Genomic DNA, 22562 nt, shown 5'->3' with positions numbered 1-22562 from the left:
TGCATTTAATTACACATAAGCTACCCGACGTTCAGGTGTATTCAAAAGTTCATAATACTTGCGCTCGATTGATTCCTGATGGTTCGGGTGCGCAATATTGACCAATGCCTCGGCGCGTTGTTTGAGGTTTTTTCCGTACAGGTCGGCGATTCCGTATTCGGTGATGATGTATTGCGCATGCGAACGTGTCGTGACCACGCCTGCTCCCTGTTTGAGGAATGGAACAATTCTACTTTCGCCTTTCTTGGTGACCGATGGCAATGCGATGATGGCCTTTCCGCCTTCGCTGAGCGCAGCCCCACGGATGAAATCCATTTGTCCACCGACACCAGAATACATCTTGGCACCAATCGAGTCGGCGCAAACCTGACCGGTCAGATCGACCTCGATCGCCGAATTGATTGCGATCATCTTTGGATTGCGCCTAATGACAGCCGTATCATTAACAAACGACGATTCACGCATTTCGATAAACGGGTTGTCGTGCACAAAGTCGTACAGCCTTTGCGAGCCGATCAGGAACGTGGCCAGCGCACGTCCTTTGCAAACGCCTTTGTATCTGCAATTGATGACGCCTTTTTCAATCAGGTCGATGACACCGTCGGAGAACATTTCGGTGTGCAATCCCAAATCCTTGTGTGTTTTGAGGTTGGCCAATGCCGCATTCGGAATCGAACCGATGCCCATCTGCAAGGTGCTTTTGTCCTCGATCAGCGACGCAATGTGTTGGCCGATCTTATTTTCGGTTTCGGAAATGTCTTCCTGCTGGTGACTGTAGATGGGCACATCGACATCGACCAGGTAATCGATTTCAGAAACATGGATGATGCCGTCACCAAATGTACGCGGCATTTGCGGATTCACTTGGGCGATCACGGTTTTGGCGTGCCGTATCGCGGCAAGTGTCGCCTCAACCGATACGCCCAACGAGCAGTAACCGTGCGCGTCTGGTGTAGAGACATGGATCAGCACCGTATCGAGCGCAATGGCAGCCTTTTTAAAGAGATTGGGCAATTCGCTCAAGAACACGGGTGTGTAGGAACCATTGCCCGCAGCCAACGTGTGTCTTACATTTTTTCCTAAGAAAAACGAATTGACATGGAACGCGTAGGACAATGCCGGGTTGGCATAGGGCGCTTCGCCTTCGGTATGCAAATGGCAGATCTCAACATTCCTGAGTTCGGAGCCGCGCCGGCTCAGTGCTTTGACGAGTTCGGAGGGTGCGGCCGCTGCGGCTTGGATATAAATTCGGCTGTTGGATTGGACGGTTTTTAGCGCTTCTTCGGCTGAGGTGTAACGGGTCATGTCAAATAATTTTTGACAAAGTTAGATCGTCGGGCTTCTTTAAAATATGATATAAATCATGTTAGCCCTTCATGGCCCAATTGAATAGGATGATGACTTGATTTTGTTGAAACTTTTTGCTTCTTCGGTTCAAGAAACCCAACGAATTTAGTGCTTTGGCAATTGTGTAGAAAGATTTGCCTTGCGTTTTTAACGACACGACTAAAGCCGTTGTTTTGTGCTTATTTTCATTAAAATTTGCGGGCCAACTTTACTTTCCGATGCAGAAATTCGCAAAAATATTCCCCAACAGTTCATCATTGGTGACCTCTCCGGTGATGCTGCCAAAATGGTACAACGCTTCCCGTATGTCAATGGCCATCAGGTCCGAAGACAGGTTGGTCTGCAGTCCATACTGCACTTTCTGGATTTCCTCGAGCGCCTTGATCAACGAATCATAGTGTCGCGAATTGGTCACGATGGTTTCGTTGTTGCGCAGTGCACCCGTGTCGACAAACGAAATAAGTTGGTTTTTAAGATTTTCGATGCCGATATTTTGCTTGGCAGAAATCATTAGAATCTGGGGAATTTCAGTTTTGACGGTTTCAATTTGGGATTGCGAAAGCTTATCGGCTTTATTCCCGATTACAATCAATGGCTTAAGCGGAAATTGATTTTTGATTTTCTCAATTTCAATTTTCACCGCGTCCAGCTCATTATTAATTATTAATTGTTCATTATTAATTAAATACAAAACCACCTGTGCCATTTCCATTTTTTCAAAAGTCTTGCGGATACCGATGCTTTCCACGACATCTTCGGTTTCACGGATGCCGGCCGTATCGATGAACCGGAAGCCGATGCCGTTGATGACCAATTCATCTTCGATCGTGTCGCGTGTCGTCCCGGCAATATCCGAGACAATCGCGCGCTCCTCGTTGAGCAAGGCATTGAGCAAAGTCGATTTCCCGACGTTGGGTTCGCCTACAATCGCTACCGGAATGCCATTTTTAATGACATTTCCAACGGCAAACGAATCGATCAAGCGTTTGAGGACAAATTCGATGCGGTTGAGCAGTTCATGGAATTGCGTGCGGTCTGCAAACTCCACATCTTCTTCGGCAAAATCAAGTTCGAGTTCAATCAGCGAAGCGAAATTCAAAAGCTCTTGACGCAATTGCGCAATCTCGTTCGAGAACCCGCCGCGCATCTGTTTCATCGCAATCTGGTGCGAGGCTTCATTGTCGGAGGCAATCAGGTCGGCGACCGCTTCGGCTTGTGAGAGATCGAGCTTGCCATTGAGGAAAGCGCGCAGCGTAAATTCGCCGGGCTGTGCCATACGGCAACCTTTGCGCAACAACAATTGGATGATTTGCTGCTGGATATAGGTCGAGCCATGGCAGGAAATTTCAATCGTGTCCTCGCCTGTGTACGAATTCGGTCCTTTGAAAACCGACACCAGCGCTTCGTCGAGCGTGAGGATGCCATCGGTGATGTGCCCCAAATGCAAAGTGTGCGATTTCTGCTTCGTGAGGTCTTTTCCCTTTACCGATTTAAAGACGGAATTGCCGATGCCGATGGCGTCGGTTCCCGAAATCCGTATGACGGCAATAGCGCCTGAACCCGAAGGGGTTGCGAGTGCAACGATAGCATCCTGATTGATCATGATCAAAAATTTTATGCAAAAGTACGCTAAAGTTGGCAATCCCATACCATGCCGAAAGCCTAATAAAATGATAAACCGCAGCCATATTTAGCCCTCGATTTTGTAAATTTATACAACCAACAGCTAAATCCGCACACTTATGAAAAAGATCCTGTTTCCCACCGATTTTTCAGAAGTATCCAATAACGCTTTTATTTACGCACTCAAATTGGCCGAGAACATCAAGGCCGAAATCATCACCTTGCATGTGTACGATTTGCCCATCATCGACAACGAAGGCTTTCCGAATTACCTGCTTGAATTGTACGATGTGGTCGAGGTAGGGCAGTTCGAGAATTACAAAGGCCAGATTCCCGTATTGCGCGACATTGCCCAAAAGCACAAACTTGACCATATTAAATTGTCGCATGAGTTGCTGATGGGGGATTTGGTCGGAAACATCAAGGCGATCTGCAAAAAGGAAAACATCGATTATGTCGTGATGGGCACCAAAGGCGCTTCGGGGCTCAAGGAAACCTTTCTCGGTTCTACCGCCGGCAATGTCATCGCCGAAACCGATGTATTTGTTTTGGCGATTCCCGAACATTGCCAGTACCATTCGATCACCAACATCGCCTTTACCTCGCGTTTCAAGGACAAAGACCGCAAAGCGTTGCACAAAATCGTCAAGATGGCCAAGGGATTCAATGCGCAGGTGCATTGCCTGTACGTCAAGACCTCGCATTCGGATGTCAAAGAAATCACGATGCAGGACTGGAAATTTGTGTTCAGCGAGGACGATGTCGAATTCCATGTGATCGAAAGCGAACACGTCAAGGACACCATCCTGCATTTTACCGAGAATGAAAAAATCGACATGCTCGCGATGCTGCATTACAAGAAAAGTTTCCTCGAGGAATTGTTCCACCACAGCTTGACCAAAAGGATTGCGCACCACATCCAAATCCCGATACTGGCGCTGCACGACAACTAAGATAAATTTAAATTTATGCCGATACAAACCACGAATCCCTACAATAATACAGTCGTTAAAACCTTCGATGAGATTTCAGACGAAACACTCGAAAAGAAAATAGCCAAGGCACACAAAGCCTATCAATCCTGGAAAAATACCGATATTAAAACACGGGCGGCGCTGCTCCAAAAGGTAGCCGACCTGATGCGCCAAAACAAAACCGAATTGGCGCGGTTGATCACGCTTGAAATGGGGAAACTCATTGCACAAAGCGAAGCCGAAATTGAAATGTGCGCCTCGGTTTATGAATATTACGCGAAAAATGCAGCAGCATTTCTCAAAGACCAACCCATTCCGATCAAAGACGGAAAAGCCTTTGTGCGTTATACACCGACGGGGATTATTCTCGCCATAGAACCCTGGAATTATCCGTTCAACCAGGTCGCGCGATTGGCTGCGCCGAATATCGTTGGTGGCAATGTCGTGATGCTCAAGCACGCGTCGAATGTGCCGCAATGTGCCGCGATGATTGAAAAATTGTTCAAGCAGGCGGGCGCGCCAGAGGGCATCTTTACCAATTTGTATGTGGCCGGAAAACGCATCGCCAAATTGGCAGAAGACCCCAGAATTACCGGAATGTCACTCACCGGAAGCGAGGCTGCGGGTTCGAGCATGGCAGAAGCCGCGGGGAAAAACCTCAAGAAATCGGTATTGGAGTTGGGTGGCAGTGATGCGTTTATTATTCTGGATGATGCCGATGTGGATTTGGCGGTGGAGAAAGCCGTACTCGGTCGATTTGGCAATATGGGACAGGCTTGTACGTCATCGAAACGCATGATTGCGACGGCCAAAGTCGCCGATGAATTCCTAAAGAAATTGACTGCAAGGATTAAGGATTTGAAAGTAGGCGACCCGATGGATCCCGAAACCAAGGTTGGGCCACTCAGCAGCGAAGAAGCCGCGCAGAAAGTCGCCCGGCAAGTCGCCGATACGGTCAAGCAAGGCGCCAAGGTTGTCGTTGGCGGAAAGCGCATCGAACGGGAAGGTGCATTTATGGAATTTACGGTATTGACGAACATCAAGCCCGGAATGACGGCTTACAGTGAAGAAATATTTGGGCCGGTGGTTTCTTTTTACAAAGTCAAGGACGAAGCCGCGGCAATCAAATTGGCGAACGATACCAGTTTTGGTTTAGGTGGCTCGGTGTTCAGCAAGGACAAAACGCGCGCGATTCGCGTGGCCAGCCAAATCGATACCGGGATGGTGTTCATCAACCAGAATGTGGCCTCACGGCCCGAGTTGCCGTTTGGCGGGACGAAGCGTTCGGGGTATGGACGCGAGCTGTCGGCGCTCGGGATTGAGGAATTCATGAACAAGAAGTTGATTTATATTCCCGGATGAGATTGAAAGCCGGTTTTGGTATTGAATGTTTGCTGATTGGTTACCAGTTGAATCCAACGCCAACATAGCGAATTCCTTTTTGGCCGAAAAACCGTTTGTAGTTTTTCAGTTCTTCGCGAAGATCATTTAAATCATTTTCTACTTTCTGTTTGCTGAATTGCCAGCTTTCCCCATTGTTGGGGTTGGTCCATTTGATATTCCCGTCGGAATGTGAAACCTGGATGCCCTGTTTCCAACCACTGCATTCGGGAACGCCGCAACAACACGAGAAAATGGTAAACTCACCTTCTTGATCCAAGCTTTTTAAAAACTGTTTTTCATCAATGACGTCGCTGTCGGCATAGGGTCTTTCATTGTTGAGCCGGATTTCTAGCTTGCCTTGCATCCAAATATTGTCTGCCTCCATTTGACAGGCGGTTATGATCAATTCTACATAGACAGTGTCCAACATGGTTTCCGGGTATTTTATTAAACGATGGTTGTTTCGCGTTAGGATGGGAGCAAGGTGCCGTGTCCCGATGCGTTGGGACGGACAGCCCGGGCCGAAGGCAACGCCCAAAGTCCGCAAAGCTTGATTGGAAACGTTTAAATCTTACGGTCTTTGCGTAAAGACTTTGACCTTTGCGGTTAAAAAAAAGCCGTCCCTTTCGAAACGGCTTTTCCAATTAGTCAGATTGTTTTGTTATTTTTTAACGCCTGCGGCCAAAGTTGTGGGGTCTGCAGAGATCGCTACTCCTGGCAATTTCACCGGTGCGGCGATTTGTGCGAGGAAACTTCCTTCTACTTCACCTCTCTTGTAAGTGGTGAATGCGATTCTGTACAAGCCCATCACGAGTGACTTGGTAGGGTTTGACGTCTCAGAAGTGATGCGCATCAAAGAGTTGTATTTGCTGCCTGATGGCTGAGCCGGCATTTCTGATGAATCGTCGTTTGAATCGATTTTGGTCCATTTGGCTGTTTTGGCCTTGGCCGCAACGTCCTCGAGTTTGAGGATGCCTTCGGCACGTTCGAGCTGTACCCAAGTATCGAAGAATTTTTTGTTCTCGGTAGCATTGGCGGTGTAGTCAGCCGTTACGTAATCTTTGTCGGTTGGTTTCATTCCGTCTGGTGCCGGTGAAATCATACGAACGCCGATTTCTGGAGCGGCAACCGGGATCCAAACGTATACGTAGTACATTTTCTTACCACCGACTACTTCGTCAGGAGCAGCACCGGGCTTGATGTATCCGAAATAGCTTTGGATATCAGTGTAAGGAACACGGATTTCTTTTCCCATGACGCTTTTCTTTCCGAGGTCAGCGCCGAATTTGTCTAATTTTTGGGCAGAAGCCGTCATTCCAACCGCGAGGCATACTAAACCTGCAAGTACATTTTTTTTCATAATTAAAGTTAGTTTTTGTTAATTTTCCTACTCTTAAGGATTTTCGGTTACTCCATTTGGGTTAGTTATTGAATTTACGGTTATTTATAAACTCAGCGAACCAAATTTAAAAATATTAATAAATTAAATGATGAAATCATCGTTATTTTTTCGGTCCGTTAGTAAAGCAAAAACAGCAGCCAGATCAACAGCCCAAAAGAGCTGATGTTGATCAAAAGCATCGCCTTGTTTTTGTGTTTCAACGTCAGGAATCCCGAGAAGGCCAGCATGACATAACACAACAATGTGCTGACATTGGGGAAACCAGTGTAAAAAAAGCGAATAGATTTCGGCAATTCCTCGAGCCGGTTTTTCGGGATGCCTTTGGAGCCCATTTGCAGGAACTCCTCGGGTGCACACAAATAAGCCCAGCTTAAAATGATCAGGATCGAAACGGCATACAGCAGGATTGCTGCAGTTTGTTTCTTTCCGATGTTTTGATTGTAATTTTCTTGCAATACACTTTCCATTTTTAGTTAAACTTTATCATTGACGAAAGTAAACAGAATGCGAGGCGGGCGATTGCGAAAGTGATAAGTGCAGGTTTGCGTTTATTATCTGCAAGTCAATCCAATAAAAAAACCGCAGCTCCAAATAGAGGCCACGGCTTAGCGGTAATTATTTAGGTTGGTTTAGGTGCTTAATTGTTGAGCATGACCGGCATCACGAGCATCGTGACGGTTTCTCCATCTTCGAGTCCGTCGACCGGGGTCAGGATTCCGGCGCGGTTCGGCAGTGACATTTCGAGCATGATCATGTCCGATTGCAGGTTGGTCAGCATCTCGGTCAGGAAACGCGAGTTGAACCCGATTTGCATGTCGTCGCCCTGGTAATCACAGGTCAAACGCTCCTCGGCCTTGTTCGAGTAATCGATGTCTTCGGCAGAAATGTTGAGTTCGGCGCCCGCAATCTTGAGACGGATCTGGTGCGTGGTCTTGTTCGAAGAAAATCGCCACACGACGGACCGAGCTCAGGAACTGTGTACGGTCGATCATCAATTTGTTCGGATTTTCTTTCGGGATGACCGCTTCGTAATTCGGATATTTTCCATCGATGAGGCGGCACATCAAGACGTAATTGTCAAAAGAGAACGTCGCGTTCGAATCGTTGTATTCGATTTTGACTTCGGCATCCGAAGCCCCGAGGATATTTTTGAGGATGGTCAACGGCTTCTTCGGCATGATGAAATCGGCAACCTGTGAAGCCTTGACGTCGGTGCGTGCATATTTCACGAGTTTGTGCGCGTCGGTCGCAACGAAAGTCAAACCTTCGGGCGAAAACTGGAAAAATACCCCAGACATCACCGGACGCAAATCGTCGTTTCCGGCAGCGAAAATCGTTTTGCTGACCGCGGTAGCCAACACATCGGCCGGGACCAAAGTGGTAGACGGATCGTCGAGGTTCACTGCTTTCGGGAATTCTTCGCCCGGCGCATAGGCCAACGCATATTTACCCGAATTCGAACTGATTTCGATCGTACTGTTTTCCTCGACCGTAAAGGTCAGCGGTTGTTCCGGGAACGTTTTCAGGATCTCGAGCAAGAGTTTTGCAGGAACGGCGACGCTTCCTTTGCTGGTCGAATCGATTTCCAAAGTGGCCGACATGGTGGTTTCCAAATCGGAAGCCGAAACCGTCAGCGTTTTGTTGTCCAATTCAAAAAGGAAATTGTCGAGGATAGGCAAGGTGTTGCTGCTGTTGATCACGCTTCCCAAAACCTGAAGTTGTTTTAATAAGTACGAACTCGATACGATGAATTTCATTGGTCTGTATTTAATTTTTTGGTCGAAACCGCCCTATTTTTAGGCAAGTTACATTTTACAAATATATTTGAATCAGTCTAATATCAAAAAGAATTTTATTAACATTATCGGGCGTATTTGCGCTTGCGGAGCAGCACGAACACCAATCCGAAAATCGCCAGAATCACTATTGGAAGTCCGACAGTTATGAACTGCGAGACCGTGTAATTCGCATAGACTTTTTCCTTGTCGAGAATCGGTAGGTTGACTTGCTTGTTGCGAATGTTAATAAGTCCGCTGTCATCGAGCAGGTAATTGACGCAATTCATCAGGAATTCCTTGTTGCCGTAGAGTTTATTGGTCCATTTGTCATAGCCGAGTTCCATCGGTTGGAAATTCTTGTCGAGGTCATTCTTGATGACATCGCCATCCGAAATCACGATCATTTTGTTTTCTTTCCGGGCTTGTGGAATGTACGACTTGTCGGCAAACGGCAGGACGCGGTTTTCATAGACCGAGTGGAATTTGCCTTCGAGCAAAACCGCCACCGGGATATTGCCCTTACCGGTGAATTCAGATTGTTCCGGGCGTTCGGTCACCATGTCGAGGTTGACCTGCACCGGCGCACCGATCAATTTCGAATAAGGCGAAGATTGCAGCAATACCGTTTTGCGGATGTCGTTCTTGAGCACATCGATGCCGCTCGCGAATTCGAACTTGATGCCGTCGAGATTGCTCACGATCGGGTGTTTGGATGTCGGATAAACCAAGGGCGAATAAAACCACGGATATTGGGTGTATTGCGCCGCGCTGCCTTTTTCTCCCGTGGCCAGTGCAATTGGCGTGGCCATCAAATCCTTGACGAGATTCGGGTTGATGCGTACACCGTATTTGAAGAACAGGTCATTCAGGTTCAAATCATTCGGATAGGCCAGGGTAGCACCGGCATCGTTGTACAGGCTGTCCATTTCCATGTTGACCTGGTCGATGAGCCAAATCGTCTTGCCGCCATTGAGGATGAACTGGTCGAGCACTTCTTTTTCCTCGTCGGTGAATTTCTCGGTCGGCTTGGCGATGACGGCCAGGTCGTATTTCTTGAGGTATTCGAGGCTTTCATTCGGCTTTTTGGCCACCGAATCGAGCGTAAAGGTACCGATGTAATAATTCTCGCGGACATTCTTGATGAAATCGGCCATCAATTGGTCGGGCATTTCGCCATTGCCTTTGATCACGGCGATTTTCTTTTCCTTGGCATTGATGACCGTGTTGAACGCATTGGCGAAAGCATATTCGAGATGCTGTACCGAACCGTTGACTTTCTCTGCCGTGGACGCACCCATGAAATTCTTGAGCAACGGGATTTTGACACTGCGCGCACCGTAAGTAGCAATCGCCCATGGAAAAATGACTTCCTCGGACTGTTTGCCTTTGTCCTCAACGGTCACACTGGCCGGTGTCATGCCGTTTCCTTGAAAAGAGTTGACGATCGCCTCATCGAGGTTGGTGACCTTGTTGATGCTGGCCTTGATTTCGGCTTCGATTTTGGGCGACGGGACGGGGTTGTTCAGTCGGTACAATTTATAGATCAAATCACGTTTGGCCGTTTCGCTGCCTTCGGAGTCGTCCAGCGGATTGATGAAATTGAAAACGATACTCGAATTGTAAGCCTTGAATTCCTCGAGCAATTGCTGGGTTTCGGTTTGCAGTTTCTTGAATTCCCCGGGGAATTGTCCGTCGAGATACACATCGACAATCAAGGGTTCGCCGGCTTTCTTGATGATGCCCAAAGAGGTGCCGGAAAGCGTATAACGTTTGTCGTGCGTCAAATCAAAACGCTTGAAAATAGCGCTGCCAGCAATGTTGATTACAATTAAAACTATAATTGTAATTAATAAGTTCTTAATGTCTGATTTTCTTTTCATTACGCCTTGATTGATTTGAGTTTAAAAACGGTAAATGAAAGAAACAAAACGGTAAGACTGACGAAGTACAAAATGTCGCGTGTGTCGAGTACGCCACGGCCCATGCTTTTGAAATGGCTGTCCATACCCAAGTAAGAAATAAGATTTTGTATTTTAGGAACCAAACCCGCCAAACCTTCGAAGGCGAAATAAAAGAAAAAGCAGCCAAATACAGCAAGGATGAAAGCTACGATTTGATTGTCGGAAAGGGCCGAAGTGAAAACGCCGATTGCGGTATAAGCTGCAATCAAAAAAAGTAAGCCGAAATACGATCCCATAGTGCTGCCCATATCGATATTGCCTTCGGGCATACCGAGTCCAGCAATCACATAGACATAAACGAAAGTCGGGAGGATGGCAATGACAATCAGCAGCACCGACCCAAAAAATTTACCGCCTACAATCTCCCACATTCCCAGTGGTTTAGTTAACAATAATTCAAGTGTTCCTTGCTTCTTTTCATCGGAGAAACTGCGCATGGTGACCGCCGGAATCAGGAAGATCAAGATCCAAGGAGCGATGGTGAAAAAAGGACCAAGATCGGCAAAACCGCTGTTGAGGATGTTGTAATCGCCTTCAAAAACCCAAAGGAACAATCCGTTGAGCAGCAAGAAAATCGCAACCACAAGGTAGCCAATCGGCGACCCGAAAAAGGACTTGATTTCCCTTAAAAGTATTGCTTTCATTGTTTGTTTAATCGTTTAATCGTTTAATCGTTGATGTGTTTAATCGTCCTGGTAGGCTGGCTACTGCAAACTTACTAATTTATCGACGCTCCAGGCTTCGGGTTTGTCGTTGAACAGTTTTTTGGTGAATTGCCAGACGTCGTAGAACAATTCCGACTGGCGGTAATTCTCCAAATCCTGCTCGGTTTCCCAATAACTGTAGGTAAAGAAAATGCATTTGTCGTTCTTGTCCTGGTACAATTCCAGAAAACGGTTTCCGGGGCTGTTTCGTATTTTGAGCTTCATCAATTCGAAATTTTCGAGGAAAGCCGCAATGTGTTCTTCGTGGAAGCTCATTTTTACTATTCGTACGAACATGGTCTAGTTGGTTTCGGTGGTGAAATTGATGGTGATCGGGTCGCGGTAATTCAATCCCAGAAGCGTCGAGGCGTTGCCGTGGCTCGGGTTGCTGCGGAAAATGGCGATTTCGAGAAAGCCCGCCTCATTGAAAATCGCGAGTTTCGTGCCTTCGTAATATTTGATCGGATATTTGTCCGAGATCGCCGCATCGGAATAACGCGGCCAAATCGTCTTGATACTCGAGCGGTCGACCTGGTTGGCTTTCGGGTTCATCACGATTTCATATGGTCGGCCTTTGGCGATGTCGAGGAACATTTTTTTGGAAATATTCGTGACCACGTTGCCGAAATGATCGATATACACCACATAGCCTTTGATCGAGGCTTTGTTTGAGGCGATGACCGGTTGCAGTTCGGTGGCTTGTTTGATTGAAGTGATTTCCTTGCCGATGACATTGAGCAACCCGCCTTTGGCCAAGTGGCAGGCGACTTTGACAAAAACGTCGAGGTCGGTCGCGTCTTCGTGCAAACGGTCATGGATGTTGATCGCGACCATTTTCTGCGGGACGATTTTTTGCATCAGCATGCCCAGGATGCCATTGTCGGCGCAGAGGAAATAATGGTCGTTCCATTGCACGGCAATGTGCTGGTTTTCGGCATTCAATTCGGCATCGACGCCGATCAAGTGCACGCTGCCTTTGGGGAAACTGTTGTAGGATGCCCCGATGATGTAACTCGCCTCGGCGGTATTGAACGGGTCGATGTCGTGTGAGACGTCTATAATTACGGCTTCGCGGTATTCCGATAAGATTTTTCCTTTCAACGCGCCAACGAAATGGTCCTTTAATCCGTAGTCGGTCGTAAGCGTAATTATTGACATAAAATTGTTTATAAATAAAAAGACCTTCGTCTTGAAAAATCATTACATTTGGATGCAAAGCTACTAATTAAATGGCTAAATTTTCTAATTAAAATCGAAGGCTTTTGAACGAGAGAATTATTGAACTGGAAGATATCGCGCCTAAGGATTTTTGGGGCGCCCAGGATGCTCATCTTGAAACGATTAAGAAATACTATCCCAAACTCAAAATTGTTGCCCGCGGTACGACCATCAAGGCATTCGGGGAAAAAGAAGTACTCGATGAATTCGAGGTTCGCTTCAACCGATTGATGCAACATTTCACGCGTTACCAGCGCATCGACGATAATGTGATCGAGCGTGTCATCTCAAGCAACGCGCAGGATGAACAGCGCATGCCCGATCACGATAAGATCCTCGTGCACGGCGTAGGCGGGAAAATCATCAAGGCGATGACGCAAAACCAGCAATTGTTGGTGGACAAGATGGAGAAGAACGACATGGTATTTGCTGTTGGTCCGGCCGGAACCGGGAAAACGTACACCGGTGTGGCGATGGCGGTCAAAGCTTTGAAGGAAAAACAGGTCAAAAGAATCATCTTGACACGTCCGGCCGTCGAAGCAGGCGAGAACCTCGGATTTCTTCCAGGCGATATGAAGGAAAAACTCGATCCGTACATGCAACCCTTGTATGATGCGTTGCGCGACATGATTCCACCGCAATCTCTCGAAGATTATATCTTGAAAGGCATCATCCAGATTGCACCATTGGCTTTTATGCGCGGCCGTACGCTCGACAATGCCTTTGTGATTTTGGACGAGGCACAGAACACGACGCATTCGCAGATGAAAATGTTCCTGACACGTATGGGCCGGAATGCCAAATTCATGATTACGGGCGATCCGGGGCAGGTCGATTTGCCACGCAGGACGATTTCGGGATTGAAAGAAGCGCTGCTCGTATTGAAGGACATCGACGGAATCGGCATCATTTATTTGGACGACAAAGACATTGTACGCCACCGACTCGTCAAGAAAGTCATCGATGCCTACAAACAGATCGAAAACCAGGACTAAAAAATGAAGGAATATTTCAAATATGCCAACGGATATGTCAATATCAAGGGTGATGATTTATTCCTTACCAATTCGGGCAACTGGTCCGAAATCCAAGACCTCAAAGAAAAATCGCCCAAAACGGCCAGTCAGAATCGGCTAAAACGCTTCCGGTTTGACTTTTTCTTTTTCATTGTTCTGCTGCTGATCGGTTTTGCCGTGATGCGGTTTTTCAAGAACGGTTCGATTACTTTTCCGATTGTCATGGTGGCTTTGGGCTTTGGCGTCTACCGTTATTTTAAGAATGAAACGGGGAATTCGTACAAAATCCCAAGGCAAAAAATCATCCGGATTGACCTTTCGGGCCAACAGGCCACGATTGTTTTCTATAACGAACAAGAACAGCAGGATTTGGAAACCTTATCGGGCATTGAACCCAAAGGCGTCGATTTGCTCCAGCAGCTCTATCCGCCAACAAATCCTTAACCATAAAGCGCCATTGGAAACAGTGACGCTTTTTTTGATTCGCATTTTTCGGAACGCTCCATCGCATTAATCCGAACAAAGTTTGGCCGGTATTCTGCGGTCCGAATGGATTTATTCTTAACTTTATCACACTGAGCAGGAAAGCCTACCTTGCTTAATTTCATTGATTGCCATTTGCAGCCCCAGACATCCATCGAGATTTCGATGCCCCTTTTTATTCAGCAACTGTAAATTATAGCGATATGAGAAAAATCATTACTTTTTTGTTTTTGGCTTTGGCCAGCCCTATTTTTTCGCAGGAAACTGTGCGATATACCGAGCGCGACCTTATTGTGAAATTAACAGAAGCCGGGTATGAACAGGCAGATGTTGACCCCAAAAAGCGCAATTTTGGAATTGCATCTCTGGACAACCTGAACCTGGAAATCGGGATTGCTGATTTGAGGCCAATCGGCCAACCCGACAAGACACGGACTTTCGTAATCGGGTTTCAAAATCCTATCGATGCGGTTGCCTTGGCTTCAAGGTACAAACAATTGGGGATTTTTGAATATACGACGCCCAATTGCATCGGTAGCGCGGGTGGAAATTCGACCGAATCGGCAATCATTCCCAATGATCCGCGTTTTGCGATCAGGCAATGGGGATTGTACAATCCCGGGACCCAAACCGGAATCGGTCCTGTGGTAGAGGACGCCGATGTGGATATGGAATTGGCCTGGGACATCCAGACCGGTGACCCGGACATGATTATCGCCGTGGTGGATGGGGGCGCCAGAATGGGACATCCCGATTTTGCCTCGCGGATATGGACCAATCCGGGCGAAACGGCAAACGGGCTGGACGACGACGGCAATGGTCTCGTTGACGATTTGACGGGATGGGACTGGTTTTTTAACGACAACGACACCACCGACGAACGTGGGCATGGCATGAATGTCTGTGGCATCATCGGTGCGGTTTCCAATAACAACAACCTGTTTGCCGGTGCCAATTGGAACAGCAAGATCATGGTACTCAAATCGATCAATTATGATCTGAATGCGACGTACGAATCGGTGGCCAATGCGGTGTATTATGCGGTGGACAAAGGGGCGAAGATCATCAATTTTTCGATTGGCTTCAATCCACAGGCGCAAGTGCTGGAAGATTTTGTGGCATATGCGGGCAACCACAATGTGATCATTTCGGCCTGTATGATGAATTTCAACAACAATACTGTTTACTATCCGGCGGGTTATTCGCTTACGCACACCAATATTATCGCCTGTGGTTCGACATCGGCCAACGACTACCGCACGGTCCCTTTTGATTGGAGCCCGACCAGCGGCAGCAACTACGGAAGCCACATCAGCGTTGCTGCCCCGGGGAGTTACATCTACCAATTGGCGCACAACAATGATCTCGCGGGAGGGGTGTACTGGAGCGGGACTTCGATGGCCACACCTTTGGTCGCTTCGATTGCTTCGTTGGTTTGGGCAGAAGCACCGCAACTGACGCCTGCCGAAGTGCGTTCGATCATCCAAAATACGGCACAGGATCAGGTAGGCAATCCTTCCGAAGATACCGTCGGGTTTGATAATTATATGGGATATGGACGTGCCAATGCACATGCGGCGGTGATGGCGGCCCAAGCATTATCGGCATCCCAATTCAATGCAACACAAGCACAGGAATTCCAAATGATCAATCCGGTCCAAAAGGACAGATTGCAAGTTTCCTGCAAGGGACAATATCCGGGCAGGTATACCGTAATGGTCAACGCGATGGACGGTAAATTGATTGAATCGAAGGATATTGAAATCAAGTCCGGACTCAATGAAGTACCGTTTTCCTATCCGAGGGGAAATTACATCGTGACGCTCCAAAGCCAAGCCTATACCAAAATATTCAAAGTGCTCAAGGAATAATTCGTTCTAATTTTAGTTGAAAGGCTGCGGAATCATTTGGTTTCGCGGTTTTTGTTTTTAAGGTAAAACCGATTACTTTTGTGCCTCCGAAATGCATTCGGGAAATAAACAACACAACAACATGAGCAACACCATCACCACCACGCATTTTAATTTTCCAGGACAACGATCGGTTTACCGGGGCAAAGTACGCGAAGTATACAACATCAACGACGAACTATTGGTCATGGTGGCCACCGACAGGCTTTCGGCTTTCGATGTGGTTCTGCCCAAAGGCATTCCGTACAAAGGACAAATCCTGAACCAGATTGCGACCAGATTCATGGAGCTGACCAATGATATTGTTCCCAATTGGCTGATCGCCACACCAGACCCGAATGTTGCGGTGGGACACCTGTGCGAGCCATTTAAGGTAGAGATGGTCATCCGCGGCTATCTTTCCGGCCACGCTGCACGCGAATATGCGTTGGGGAAAAGGACATTGTGCGGTGTATCGCTTCCGGAAGGGATGAAGGAAAACGACCCATTTCCATCACCGATCATTACGCCGTCTACCAAAGCGGACAACGGGGAACACGATGAAGATATTTCGCGTGAAGATATCATAGCCAAAGGAATCGTATCCGAAGAAGATTATCGTGTGCTCGAGCATTACACGCATGCTTTGTTTCAACGCGGGACGAGTATTGCCGCTGCACGTGGACTTATATTGGTGGATACGAAATACGAATTCGGTAAAACGAAAGAGGGAAAGATTGTTTTGATCGACGAGATCCATACGCCGGATTCCTCTCGTTATTTCTATGCAGAGGGCTATCAGGAAAGGCAGGATAGGGGCGAAGGGCAGAAACAACTTTCGAAAGGAGTTTGTCCGTCAATGGTTGATTGCCAATAACTTTCAGGGGAAAGAAGGACAGCAAATTCCTGAAATGACCGACGAATATATCGCATCTGTTTCGGAGCGCTATATCGAATTGTATGAAAACATCCTTGGCGAACCTTTCGTAAAGGCCGATATTACCGATATTGACAAACGGATTGAAGCGCATGTTTTGGCTTTCCTGAGTAAGTAAGCACTTTGCATTTTATATTAGAACCGCCTGTTGGGCGGTTTTTTTGTTTTAAAATTTGCGTTCTTTGAACAGGTGGTTTAAATATATGTTAAAATTTGAATTTTTCGTAACGTTTTGCTTCTGGCAGACGTCTATGTTATAAAATCATCAACCCGACGGCGTAGCCAACGGAAATCAAATTTAAATCATCATGAAAAAAACAATCATTATTCTCGGAGCGGCGTTTATCGCTTTTTCTAATGTTTCATTTGCTTCAAATGAAAGTTTCCCAAAAACAATCTCAACAGTTGAATTTTCAAGCACACCACTTTGTGTTGCGATCAGCAAGGGTGAGGTTGAAGTAGTCAAAAAGTTTGTTGAATATGGAGCGGACGTCAATGAAATGTCCAATGACATGACCCCATTGATGGTAGCGGCACGTTACAACAATGTTGAAATCATCAAATTTCTTTTGGAAAATGGCGCCAACAAAGACAAGAAAAATGAAAAAGGCTACACTGCTTTGAAGTATGCCACCTTGTCTAATGCCAAAGAAGCAATGGAACTTTTAAAGAAGTAATATCTTCCGAGGCACTGTAAACACAGTGCCTCGGTTTTTATAAGTCCATTTTTAAGAATCAAATCGAAAACATAAATGTTAATTATAAGTTAAGATTAAGTACTATGCAAAACAAGATACTGTTTAAAAGATATATATTTGCATAGAATATTAATACAATCATTTAAATCATCAATCATCAAAATCAATCATCATGAAAAAGTTAATCACCTTAGGAATCGCATTGTTGGCAACCGTCAACCATGCTGTGGCCGAAACCACTCTTGTTAAAGGAGTCGATGCCAATCTTTCAACTGTCGCTGCTGTAAAAGCCCAACAGTTCGAGAACTTACTTACAGAGCAAACGCCTGCAGAAATCGGGAAATTTTCCCCAGTGGAAGACAAAACAATACTCAATCCGGAAACGGTAATTGTATTGCCGGCTGAAAAACCAATCGAAGAGGTAATCGCGCAAGACAAAAAAATAACCGAAAGCATCATCACCGATGAAGGTTATATTTTCTTCTACTTTGAAATTCCAACAGAAGAAATTATCGTTCAGGACAATAAAATCATCGACAGTGAGGCTTCTGCCGAAATTCAACCGTTGTATCTCGAGAGAACCATCGAGGACATCATCGCTGAAGATAACGCAATCATTGAAGGAACTGTACCGACACAAATGATGTGTCTGGATTTCGACAAAATCAACAAGAATTCAATTGTTGCCGAAAACTAAATTATTTTTCATAAATAAGTTAATTAGAGTTAGTTTACAACAAAAAGCACCGCTCATCACGGTGCTTTTTTATTTTCAGTTTGGTCTGTATTTTATTTGAAATAAGAAAAAGTATCTTCGTTTTTGATGTTCAACAACGTTTCGTAAATGAGCCTGATCACATTTTCGACATCGTCACGGTGTACCATTTCAACAGTGGTGTGCATGTAACGCAAAGGCAGTGAAATCAAAGCCGAGGCGACTCCGCCATTGCTGTAGGCAAAAGCATCGGTATCGGTTCCGGTTACGCGCGAAGACGCATGCCGTTGAAACGGAATCTTTTTGTCCTGGGCGGTATCGACAATCAATTCACGCAATTTATTCTGTACTGCCGGCGCATACGCAATGACCGGTCCTTTGCCCATCTGTAGATCACCTTCGATCTTCTTGTCGATCATTGGCGTGGTCGTGTCGTGGCACACATCGGTCACGATGGCCACATTGGGTTTGATCGTTTTGGTGATCATTTCTGCCCCGCGCAATCCAACTTCTTCCTGTACCGAATTGGTGATGTACAACCCGAACGGCAATTTCTTTTTGTTCTCATGCAACAAGCGCGCGACCTCGGCGATCATAAAACCACCCATTCGGTTGTCTATCGCACGGCATACGAATTTATTCCCGTTCAGGACCATAAAATCATCAGGATAGGTAATGACGCAGCCCACATGCACGCCCATTTTTTCCACTTCTTCCTTATTGCTGCAGCCGATGTCAATAAAAATGTTGTCGATTCTTGCCGCTTCTTCCTTGCCACGGCTTCTGGTGTGAATGGCCGGCCATCCGAAAACGCCTTTGACGATTCCATTTTTAGTGTGGATGTTCACGCGCTTGGAAGGAGCAATCTGGTGATCGGAACCACCGTTGCGGATGACATAAATCAAACCGTTGTCGGTAATGTAATTCACATACCACGAAATTTCATCGGCGTGGCCTTCAATGACTACTTTGTATTTGGCTTCCGGATTAATCACCGCAACCGCCGATCCATAGGTGTCGGTAATGAAAGTATCTACATACGGTTTGAGGTAATCCATCCAGATTTTCTGGCCTTCTGCCTCGAATCCGGTAGGAGAGGCATTATTGAGGTATCGTTCTAAAAAGTCAAGTGAGGATTTTTTCAGTATTGTTTTTGTACTCATTTTTGTTTTTTTGGCTAATTTAAAAATTTGGCACCACAGTTGTGTATTTAATGTATAATTTTGACCCATAAATTTCAACGTATGAAAATGATCAAATATCTTCTATTTGTTTTCCTGTTTTCCTTTGCCGCCAATGCCCAGGTTGAACGTGATTCAACAAAAATCACTTACAATTTAGAAGAATCTGATACGATAGTCGAAACCATCGAGCTCGAAGAAATCTACGTCACCAAAGACAAAATGACCGCCGAGGAAAAGAAAGCCTGGCTGCTGCTTCAAAACCGTGTCTATAAAGTATATCCCTATGCCAAAATCGCCGCCGATAGATTGACCGCGCTCAATAAAGGAATGACGGCCCTTAAGACCAACCGCGAGAAAAAGAAATATTTCAAGATTGTCGAGAATTATATGGAGAACGAATTCGAGGACCGGCTCAAGAAACTCTCGCGCAAACAAGGCCAGATTCTCGTCAAATTGGTCTATCGCCAAACCGGGCATACCACGTTCGACTTGATCAAGGACCTCAAAAGCGGCTGGAAAGCCTTTTGGTACAACAATACCGGCAAGATATTCGATATCGATATCAAGAGGAAATATTCCCCTTACGAAGACAACGAAGACTTTCTCATCGAAACCATATTGGTCCGTGCTTTTAATCGCGGTCGTCTAGTTAAGCAAGAAGCTGCCAATCCGGTCGACTTCGATGAACTCACCGAATATTGGGAGAAGAAGGCAGTTAAAAAGTAATACTATAATAAGTAATATAAATCCGTCCCCTGTGGCGGATTTTTTATTTATGGGCGTGCCGGCGCTATCAACCTAGTGATTATATAATGACATTTTTAAAAGCGCCGTCGGGCTGTCCGCTTTATCTTTTACAGCCTTCGCTGCGCTTCGGCCGCAAAAGGATGCCGCTTCCATCCCTCACGCGTGCGGGGCGGGCAAAAAAACTTTGATTTACAACTTGCGTCTTGCCAGTGTGTTAAGGGAAAATGAAGAAAATAATAAAAAAAAGTTTCTCCAAAAGTTTGGAAATGCGAAAAAGCGTACTACTTTTGCACCCGCAATAAAGCAGCACGTTCATCGGATTTTTGAAAAGCAGAAAAAAGTTTTGCAGGATAGGATAAGAGTTTATATCTTTGCCGTCCGGCTTTTTACGAAAGGCATCGCAAAATCACATTTTTTACTGTAAATCAGGGCTTAGGAAAAAAGTTTGAAATTTTTTTCGGAAAAGACTTGGAAATGCGAAAAAGGGTTGTACTTTTGCACCCGCCAAACGAAAGGATGGCGAGATTAAAAAGAATGACACGTTCATAGACATATTGGATTGACAGCCGTTTCAACAGAGATGTTGAAACAAATAAAGAGAGTAAGAAAGATACGTTAGAATATCGGACTAAGTCAAGGAATCACGTCGTAAATAATATAAAAATATACGATGAAGAGTTTGATCCTGGCTCAGGATGAACGCTAGCGGCAGGCTTAACACATGCAAGTCGAGGGGTAGATGGAGCTTGCTCCATTGAGACCGGCGCACGGGTGCGTAACGCGTATGCAACCTACCTTGAACAGGGGGATAGCCCAGAGAAATTTGGATTAATACCCCATAGTATTATAGTATGGCATCATATTATTATTAAAGTCACAACGGTTCAAGATGGGCATGCGTCCCATTAGTTAGTTGGTAAGGTAACGGCTTACCAAGACGATGATGGGTAGGGGTCCTGAGAGGGAGATCCCCCACACTGGTACTGAGACACGGACCAGACTCCTACGGGAGGCAGCAGTGAGGAATATTGGTCAATGGGCGCAAGCCTGAACCAGCCATGCCGCGTGCAGGATGACGGTCCTATGGATTGTAAACTGCTTTTGTACGGGAAGAAACACCGGTTCGTGAACCGGCTTGACGGTACCGTAAGAATAAGGATCGGCTAACTCCGTGCCAGCAGCCGCGGTAATACGGAGGATCCAAGCGTTATCCGGAATCATTGGGTTTAAAGGGTCCGTAGGCGGCCCTGTAAGTCAGTGGTGAAATCTCCCGGCTCAACCGGGAAATTGCCATTGATACTGCAGGGCTTGAATTACTGGGAAGTAACTAGAATATGTAGTGTAGCGGTGAAATGCTTAGAGATTACATGGAATACCAATTGCGAAGGCAGGTTACTACCAGTGGATTGACGCTGATGGACGAAAGCGTGGGTAGCGAACAGGATTAGATACCCTGGTAGTCCACGCCGTAAACGATGGATACTAGCTGTTGGGGGCAACTTCAGTGGCTAAGCGAAAGTGATAAGTATCCCACCTGGGGAGTACGGGCGCAAGCCTGAAACTCAAAGGAATTGACGGGGGCCCGCACAAGCGGTGGAGCATGTGGTTTAATTCGATGATACGCGAGGAACCTTACCAGGGCTTAAATGAGAGACGACAGGCGTGGAAACATGCCCTTCTTCGGACGTCTTTCAAGGTGCTGCATGGTTGTCGTCAGCTCGTGCCGTGAGGTGTCAGGTTAAGTCCTATAACGAGCGCAACCCCTGTTGCTAGTTGCCAGCGAGTCAAGTCGGGAACTCTAGCAAGACTGCCAGTGCAAACTGTGAGGAAGGTGGGGATGACGTCAAATCATCACGGCCCTTACGCCCTGGGCTACACACGTGCTACAATGGCCGGTACAGAGAGCAGCCACCCCGCGAGGGGGAGCGAATCTACAAAGCCGGTCACAGTTCGGATCGGAGTCTGCAACTCGACTCCGTGAAGCTGGAATCGCTAGTAATCGGATATCAGCCATGATCCGGTGAATACGTTCCCGGGCCTTGTACACACCGCCCGTCAAGCCATGGAAGCTGGGGGTGCCTGAAGTCGGTGACCGCAAGGAGCTGCCTAGGGTAAAACTGGTAACTAGGGCTAAGTCGTAACAAGGTAGCCGTACCGGAAGGTGCGGCTGGAACACCTCCTTTCTAGAGAAACGACGCCTTGATTGTCTGGATGAAGACGTTTTTTGCTTACTCTCGCTGTTGGTTCAAAATACAATTTAAGTAAAACAGAGTCTCGTAGCTCAGCTGGTTAGAGTACTACACTGATAATGTAGGGGTCGGCAGTTCGAGTCTGCCCGGGACTACTGATACTTAAGTTAAGGAAATTCTGGAGGTTGGGTTCCATCGTTTGGGATTCTTGCGAAGGAATCTGAAATGGGGGATTAGCTCAGCTGGCTAGAGCGCCTGCCTTGCACGCAGGAGGTCATCGGTTCGACTCCGATATTCTCCACTGGTCCTGTTTA

General features: G+C 46.5%; 18 protein-coding genes, 2 tRNA genes, 1 rRNA gene and 3 pseudogenes. 12 read left to right on the top strand and 12 right to left on the bottom strand.

Translation table 11 applies throughout. The features are described from left to right. Positions 1 to 9: 9 nt before the first annotated feature. The 3 genes and pseudogenes from QM717_RS17540 to mnmE form a co-directional block, all read right to left on the bottom strand. Complete coding sequence (locus QM717_RS17540; RefSeq protein ID WP_415039451.1) at positions 10 to 1305, bottom strand: acetyl-CoA hydrolase/transferase family protein; 1296 nt, start codon at positions 1303 to 1305, stop codon at positions 10 to 12. Positions 1306 to 1366: 61 nt separating this feature from the next. After that, positions 1367 to 1519 (bottom strand): annotated as a pseudogene (locus QM717_RS17535) (hypothetical protein); the annotation flags it as partial. 36 nt (positions 1520 to 1555) lie between these two features. Beyond that, the gene (gene mnmE / locus QM717_RS17530) at positions 1556 to 2950 is read right to left on the bottom strand and encodes a tRNA uridine-5-carboxymethylaminomethyl(34) synthesis GTPase MnmE (RefSeq protein ID WP_415039450.1); all 1395 of its coding nucleotides are present in this window, start codon (positions 2948 to 2950) and stop codon (positions 1556 to 1558) included. A gap of 139 nt (positions 2951 to 3089) precedes the next feature. Here mnmE and QM717_RS17525 point away from each other — a divergent pair, with 139 nt between their 5' ends. Both QM717_RS17525 and QM717_RS17520 read left to right on the top strand, forming a co-directional pair. Continuing rightward, positions 3090 to 3923 (top strand): universal stress protein, encoded by an 834-nt coding sequence (locus QM717_RS17525; protein ID WP_415039448.1) that lies wholly within the window; start codon positions 3090 to 3092, stop codon positions 3921 to 3923. Positions 3924 to 3938: 15 nt separating this feature from the next. Further along, complete coding sequence (locus QM717_RS17520; RefSeq protein WP_415039446.1) at positions 3939 to 5306, top strand: NAD-dependent succinate-semialdehyde dehydrogenase; 1368 nt, start codon at positions 3939 to 3941, stop codon at positions 5304 to 5306. Between the two features lie 40 nt (positions 5307 to 5346). Here QM717_RS17520 and QM717_RS17515 read toward each other — a convergent pair whose 3' ends face one another. The 8 genes and pseudogenes from QM717_RS17515 to QM717_RS17480 form a co-directional block, all read right to left on the bottom strand. After that, on the bottom strand, positions 5347 to 5757 hold the full coding sequence (locus tag QM717_RS17515; RefSeq protein WP_415039444.1) for a hypothetical protein: 411 nt from the start codon (positions 5755 to 5757) through the stop codon (positions 5347 to 5349). 231 nt (positions 5758 to 5988) lie between these two features. Continuing rightward, positions 5989 to 6687: a Lipl32 family lipoprotein gene (locus tag QM717_RS17510; protein ID WP_415039443.1), complete on the bottom strand. Its 699-nt coding sequence runs from the start codon at positions 6685 to 6687 to the stop codon at positions 5989 to 5991. A 158-nt stretch (positions 6688 to 6845) separates the two neighbouring features. After that, a complete protein-coding gene (locus QM717_RS17505) occupies positions 6846 to 7196 on the bottom strand; it encodes a hypothetical protein (RefSeq protein ID WP_415039441.1) in 351 nt (116 codons plus the stop codon). A gap of 170 nt (positions 7197 to 7366) precedes the next feature. Beyond that, positions 7367 to 8486 (bottom strand): annotated as a pseudogene (gene dnaN, locus QM717_RS17500) (DNA polymerase III subunit beta). 104 nt (positions 8487 to 8590) lie between these two features. Beyond that, a complete protein-coding gene (gldG, locus tag QM717_RS17495; RefSeq protein WP_415039439.1) occupies positions 8591 to 10387 on the bottom strand; it encodes a gliding motility-associated ABC transporter substrate-binding protein GldG in 1797 nt (598 codons plus the stop codon). After that, on the bottom strand, positions 10387 to 11112 hold the full coding sequence (gene gldF / locus QM717_RS17490; RefSeq protein WP_415039437.1) for a gliding motility-associated ABC transporter permease subunit GldF: 726 nt from the start codon (positions 11110 to 11112) through the stop codon (positions 10387 to 10389). The genes gldG and gldF overlap by 1 nt, the downstream gene beginning before the upstream one ends. 60 nt (positions 11113 to 11172) lie before the next feature. After that, on the bottom strand, positions 11173 to 11469 hold the full coding sequence (locus tag QM717_RS17485; protein WP_415039435.1) for a putative quinol monooxygenase: 297 nt from the start codon (positions 11467 to 11469) through the stop codon (positions 11173 to 11175). A gap of 3 nt (positions 11470 to 11472) precedes the next feature. After that, a complete protein-coding gene (locus QM717_RS17480; RefSeq protein ID WP_415039433.1) occupies positions 11473 to 12330 on the bottom strand; it encodes an SAM hydrolase/SAM-dependent halogenase family protein in 858 nt (285 codons plus the stop codon). 104 nt (positions 12331 to 12434) lie between these two features. On the opposite strand from QM717_RS17480, the gene QM717_RS17475 reads away from it, so the two are divergent. The 6 genes and pseudogenes from QM717_RS17475 (at position 12435) to QM717_RS17450 (ending at position 18110) form a co-directional block, all read left to right on the top strand. After that, positions 12435 to 13385 (top strand): PhoH family protein, encoded by a 951-nt coding sequence (locus QM717_RS17475; protein WP_415039431.1) that lies wholly within the window; start codon positions 12435 to 12437, stop codon positions 13383 to 13385. Between the two features lie 3 nt (positions 13386 to 13388). Continuing rightward, on the top strand, positions 13389 to 13850 hold the full coding sequence (locus tag QM717_RS17470) for a hypothetical protein (RefSeq protein WP_415039430.1): 462 nt from the start codon (positions 13389 to 13391) through the stop codon (positions 13848 to 13850). Positions 13851 to 14092: 242 nt separating this feature from the next. After that, positions 14093 to 15760, top strand: coding sequence for a S8 family peptidase (locus QM717_RS17465; RefSeq protein ID WP_415039428.1), 1668 nt, complete (start codon positions 14093 to 14095; stop codon positions 15758 to 15760). Between the two features lie 121 nt (positions 15761 to 15881). After that, positions 15882 to 16833: pseudogene (locus QM717_RS17460) on the top strand (phosphoribosylaminoimidazolesuccinocarboxamide synthase). Between the two features lie 190 nt (positions 16834 to 17023). Next, on the top strand, positions 17024 to 17392 hold the full coding sequence (locus tag QM717_RS17455; RefSeq protein WP_415039426.1) for an ankyrin repeat domain-containing protein: 369 nt from the start codon (positions 17024 to 17026) through the stop codon (positions 17390 to 17392). A 193-nt stretch (positions 17393 to 17585) separates the two neighbouring features. Continuing rightward, positions 17586 to 18110: a hypothetical protein gene (locus QM717_RS17450; RefSeq protein ID WP_415039424.1), complete on the top strand. Its 525-nt coding sequence runs from the start codon at positions 17586 to 17588 to the stop codon at positions 18108 to 18110. A gap of 92 nt (positions 18111 to 18202) precedes the next feature. Here QM717_RS17450 and QM717_RS17445 read toward each other — a convergent pair whose 3' ends face one another. Next, positions 18203 to 19291 carry a M42 family metallopeptidase gene (locus QM717_RS17445; RefSeq protein ID WP_415039422.1) on the bottom strand — a complete coding sequence of 363 codons (1089 nt, stop codon included), beginning with the start codon at positions 19289 to 19291 and terminating at the stop codon, positions 18203 to 18205. Between the two features lie 81 nt (positions 19292 to 19372). Between QM717_RS17445 and QM717_RS17440 the strand changes: the two genes are divergently transcribed. The 4 genes from QM717_RS17440 to QM717_RS17425 all read left to right on the top strand — a co-directional run bounded on the left by QM717_RS17440 (position 19373) and on the right by QM717_RS17425 (position 22549). Next, complete coding sequence (locus tag QM717_RS17440) at positions 19373 to 20038, top strand: DUF4294 domain-containing protein (protein ID WP_415039420.1); 666 nt, start codon at positions 19373 to 19375, stop codon at positions 20036 to 20038. Positions 20039 to 20726: 688 nt separating this feature from the next. Beyond that, positions 20727 to 22242 (top strand): 16S ribosomal RNA (locus QM717_RS17435). Positions 22243 to 22329: 87 nt separating this feature from the next. Continuing rightward, positions 22330 to 22403: transfer RNA gene (locus tag QM717_RS17430), tRNA-Ile, on the top strand. Positions 22404 to 22475: 72 nt separating this feature from the next. Continuing rightward, positions 22476 to 22549: transfer RNA gene (locus QM717_RS17425), tRNA-Ala, on the top strand. Positions 22550 to 22562 lie beyond the last annotated feature (13 nt).

The sequence above is a fragment of the Flavobacterium sp. genome (genome assembly GCF_047602195.1).
Taxonomy (GTDB): domain Bacteria; phylum Bacteroidota; class Bacteroidia; order Flavobacteriales; family Flavobacteriaceae; genus Flavobacterium.
This window is presented reverse-complemented; position numbering and strand designations above follow the sequence as displayed.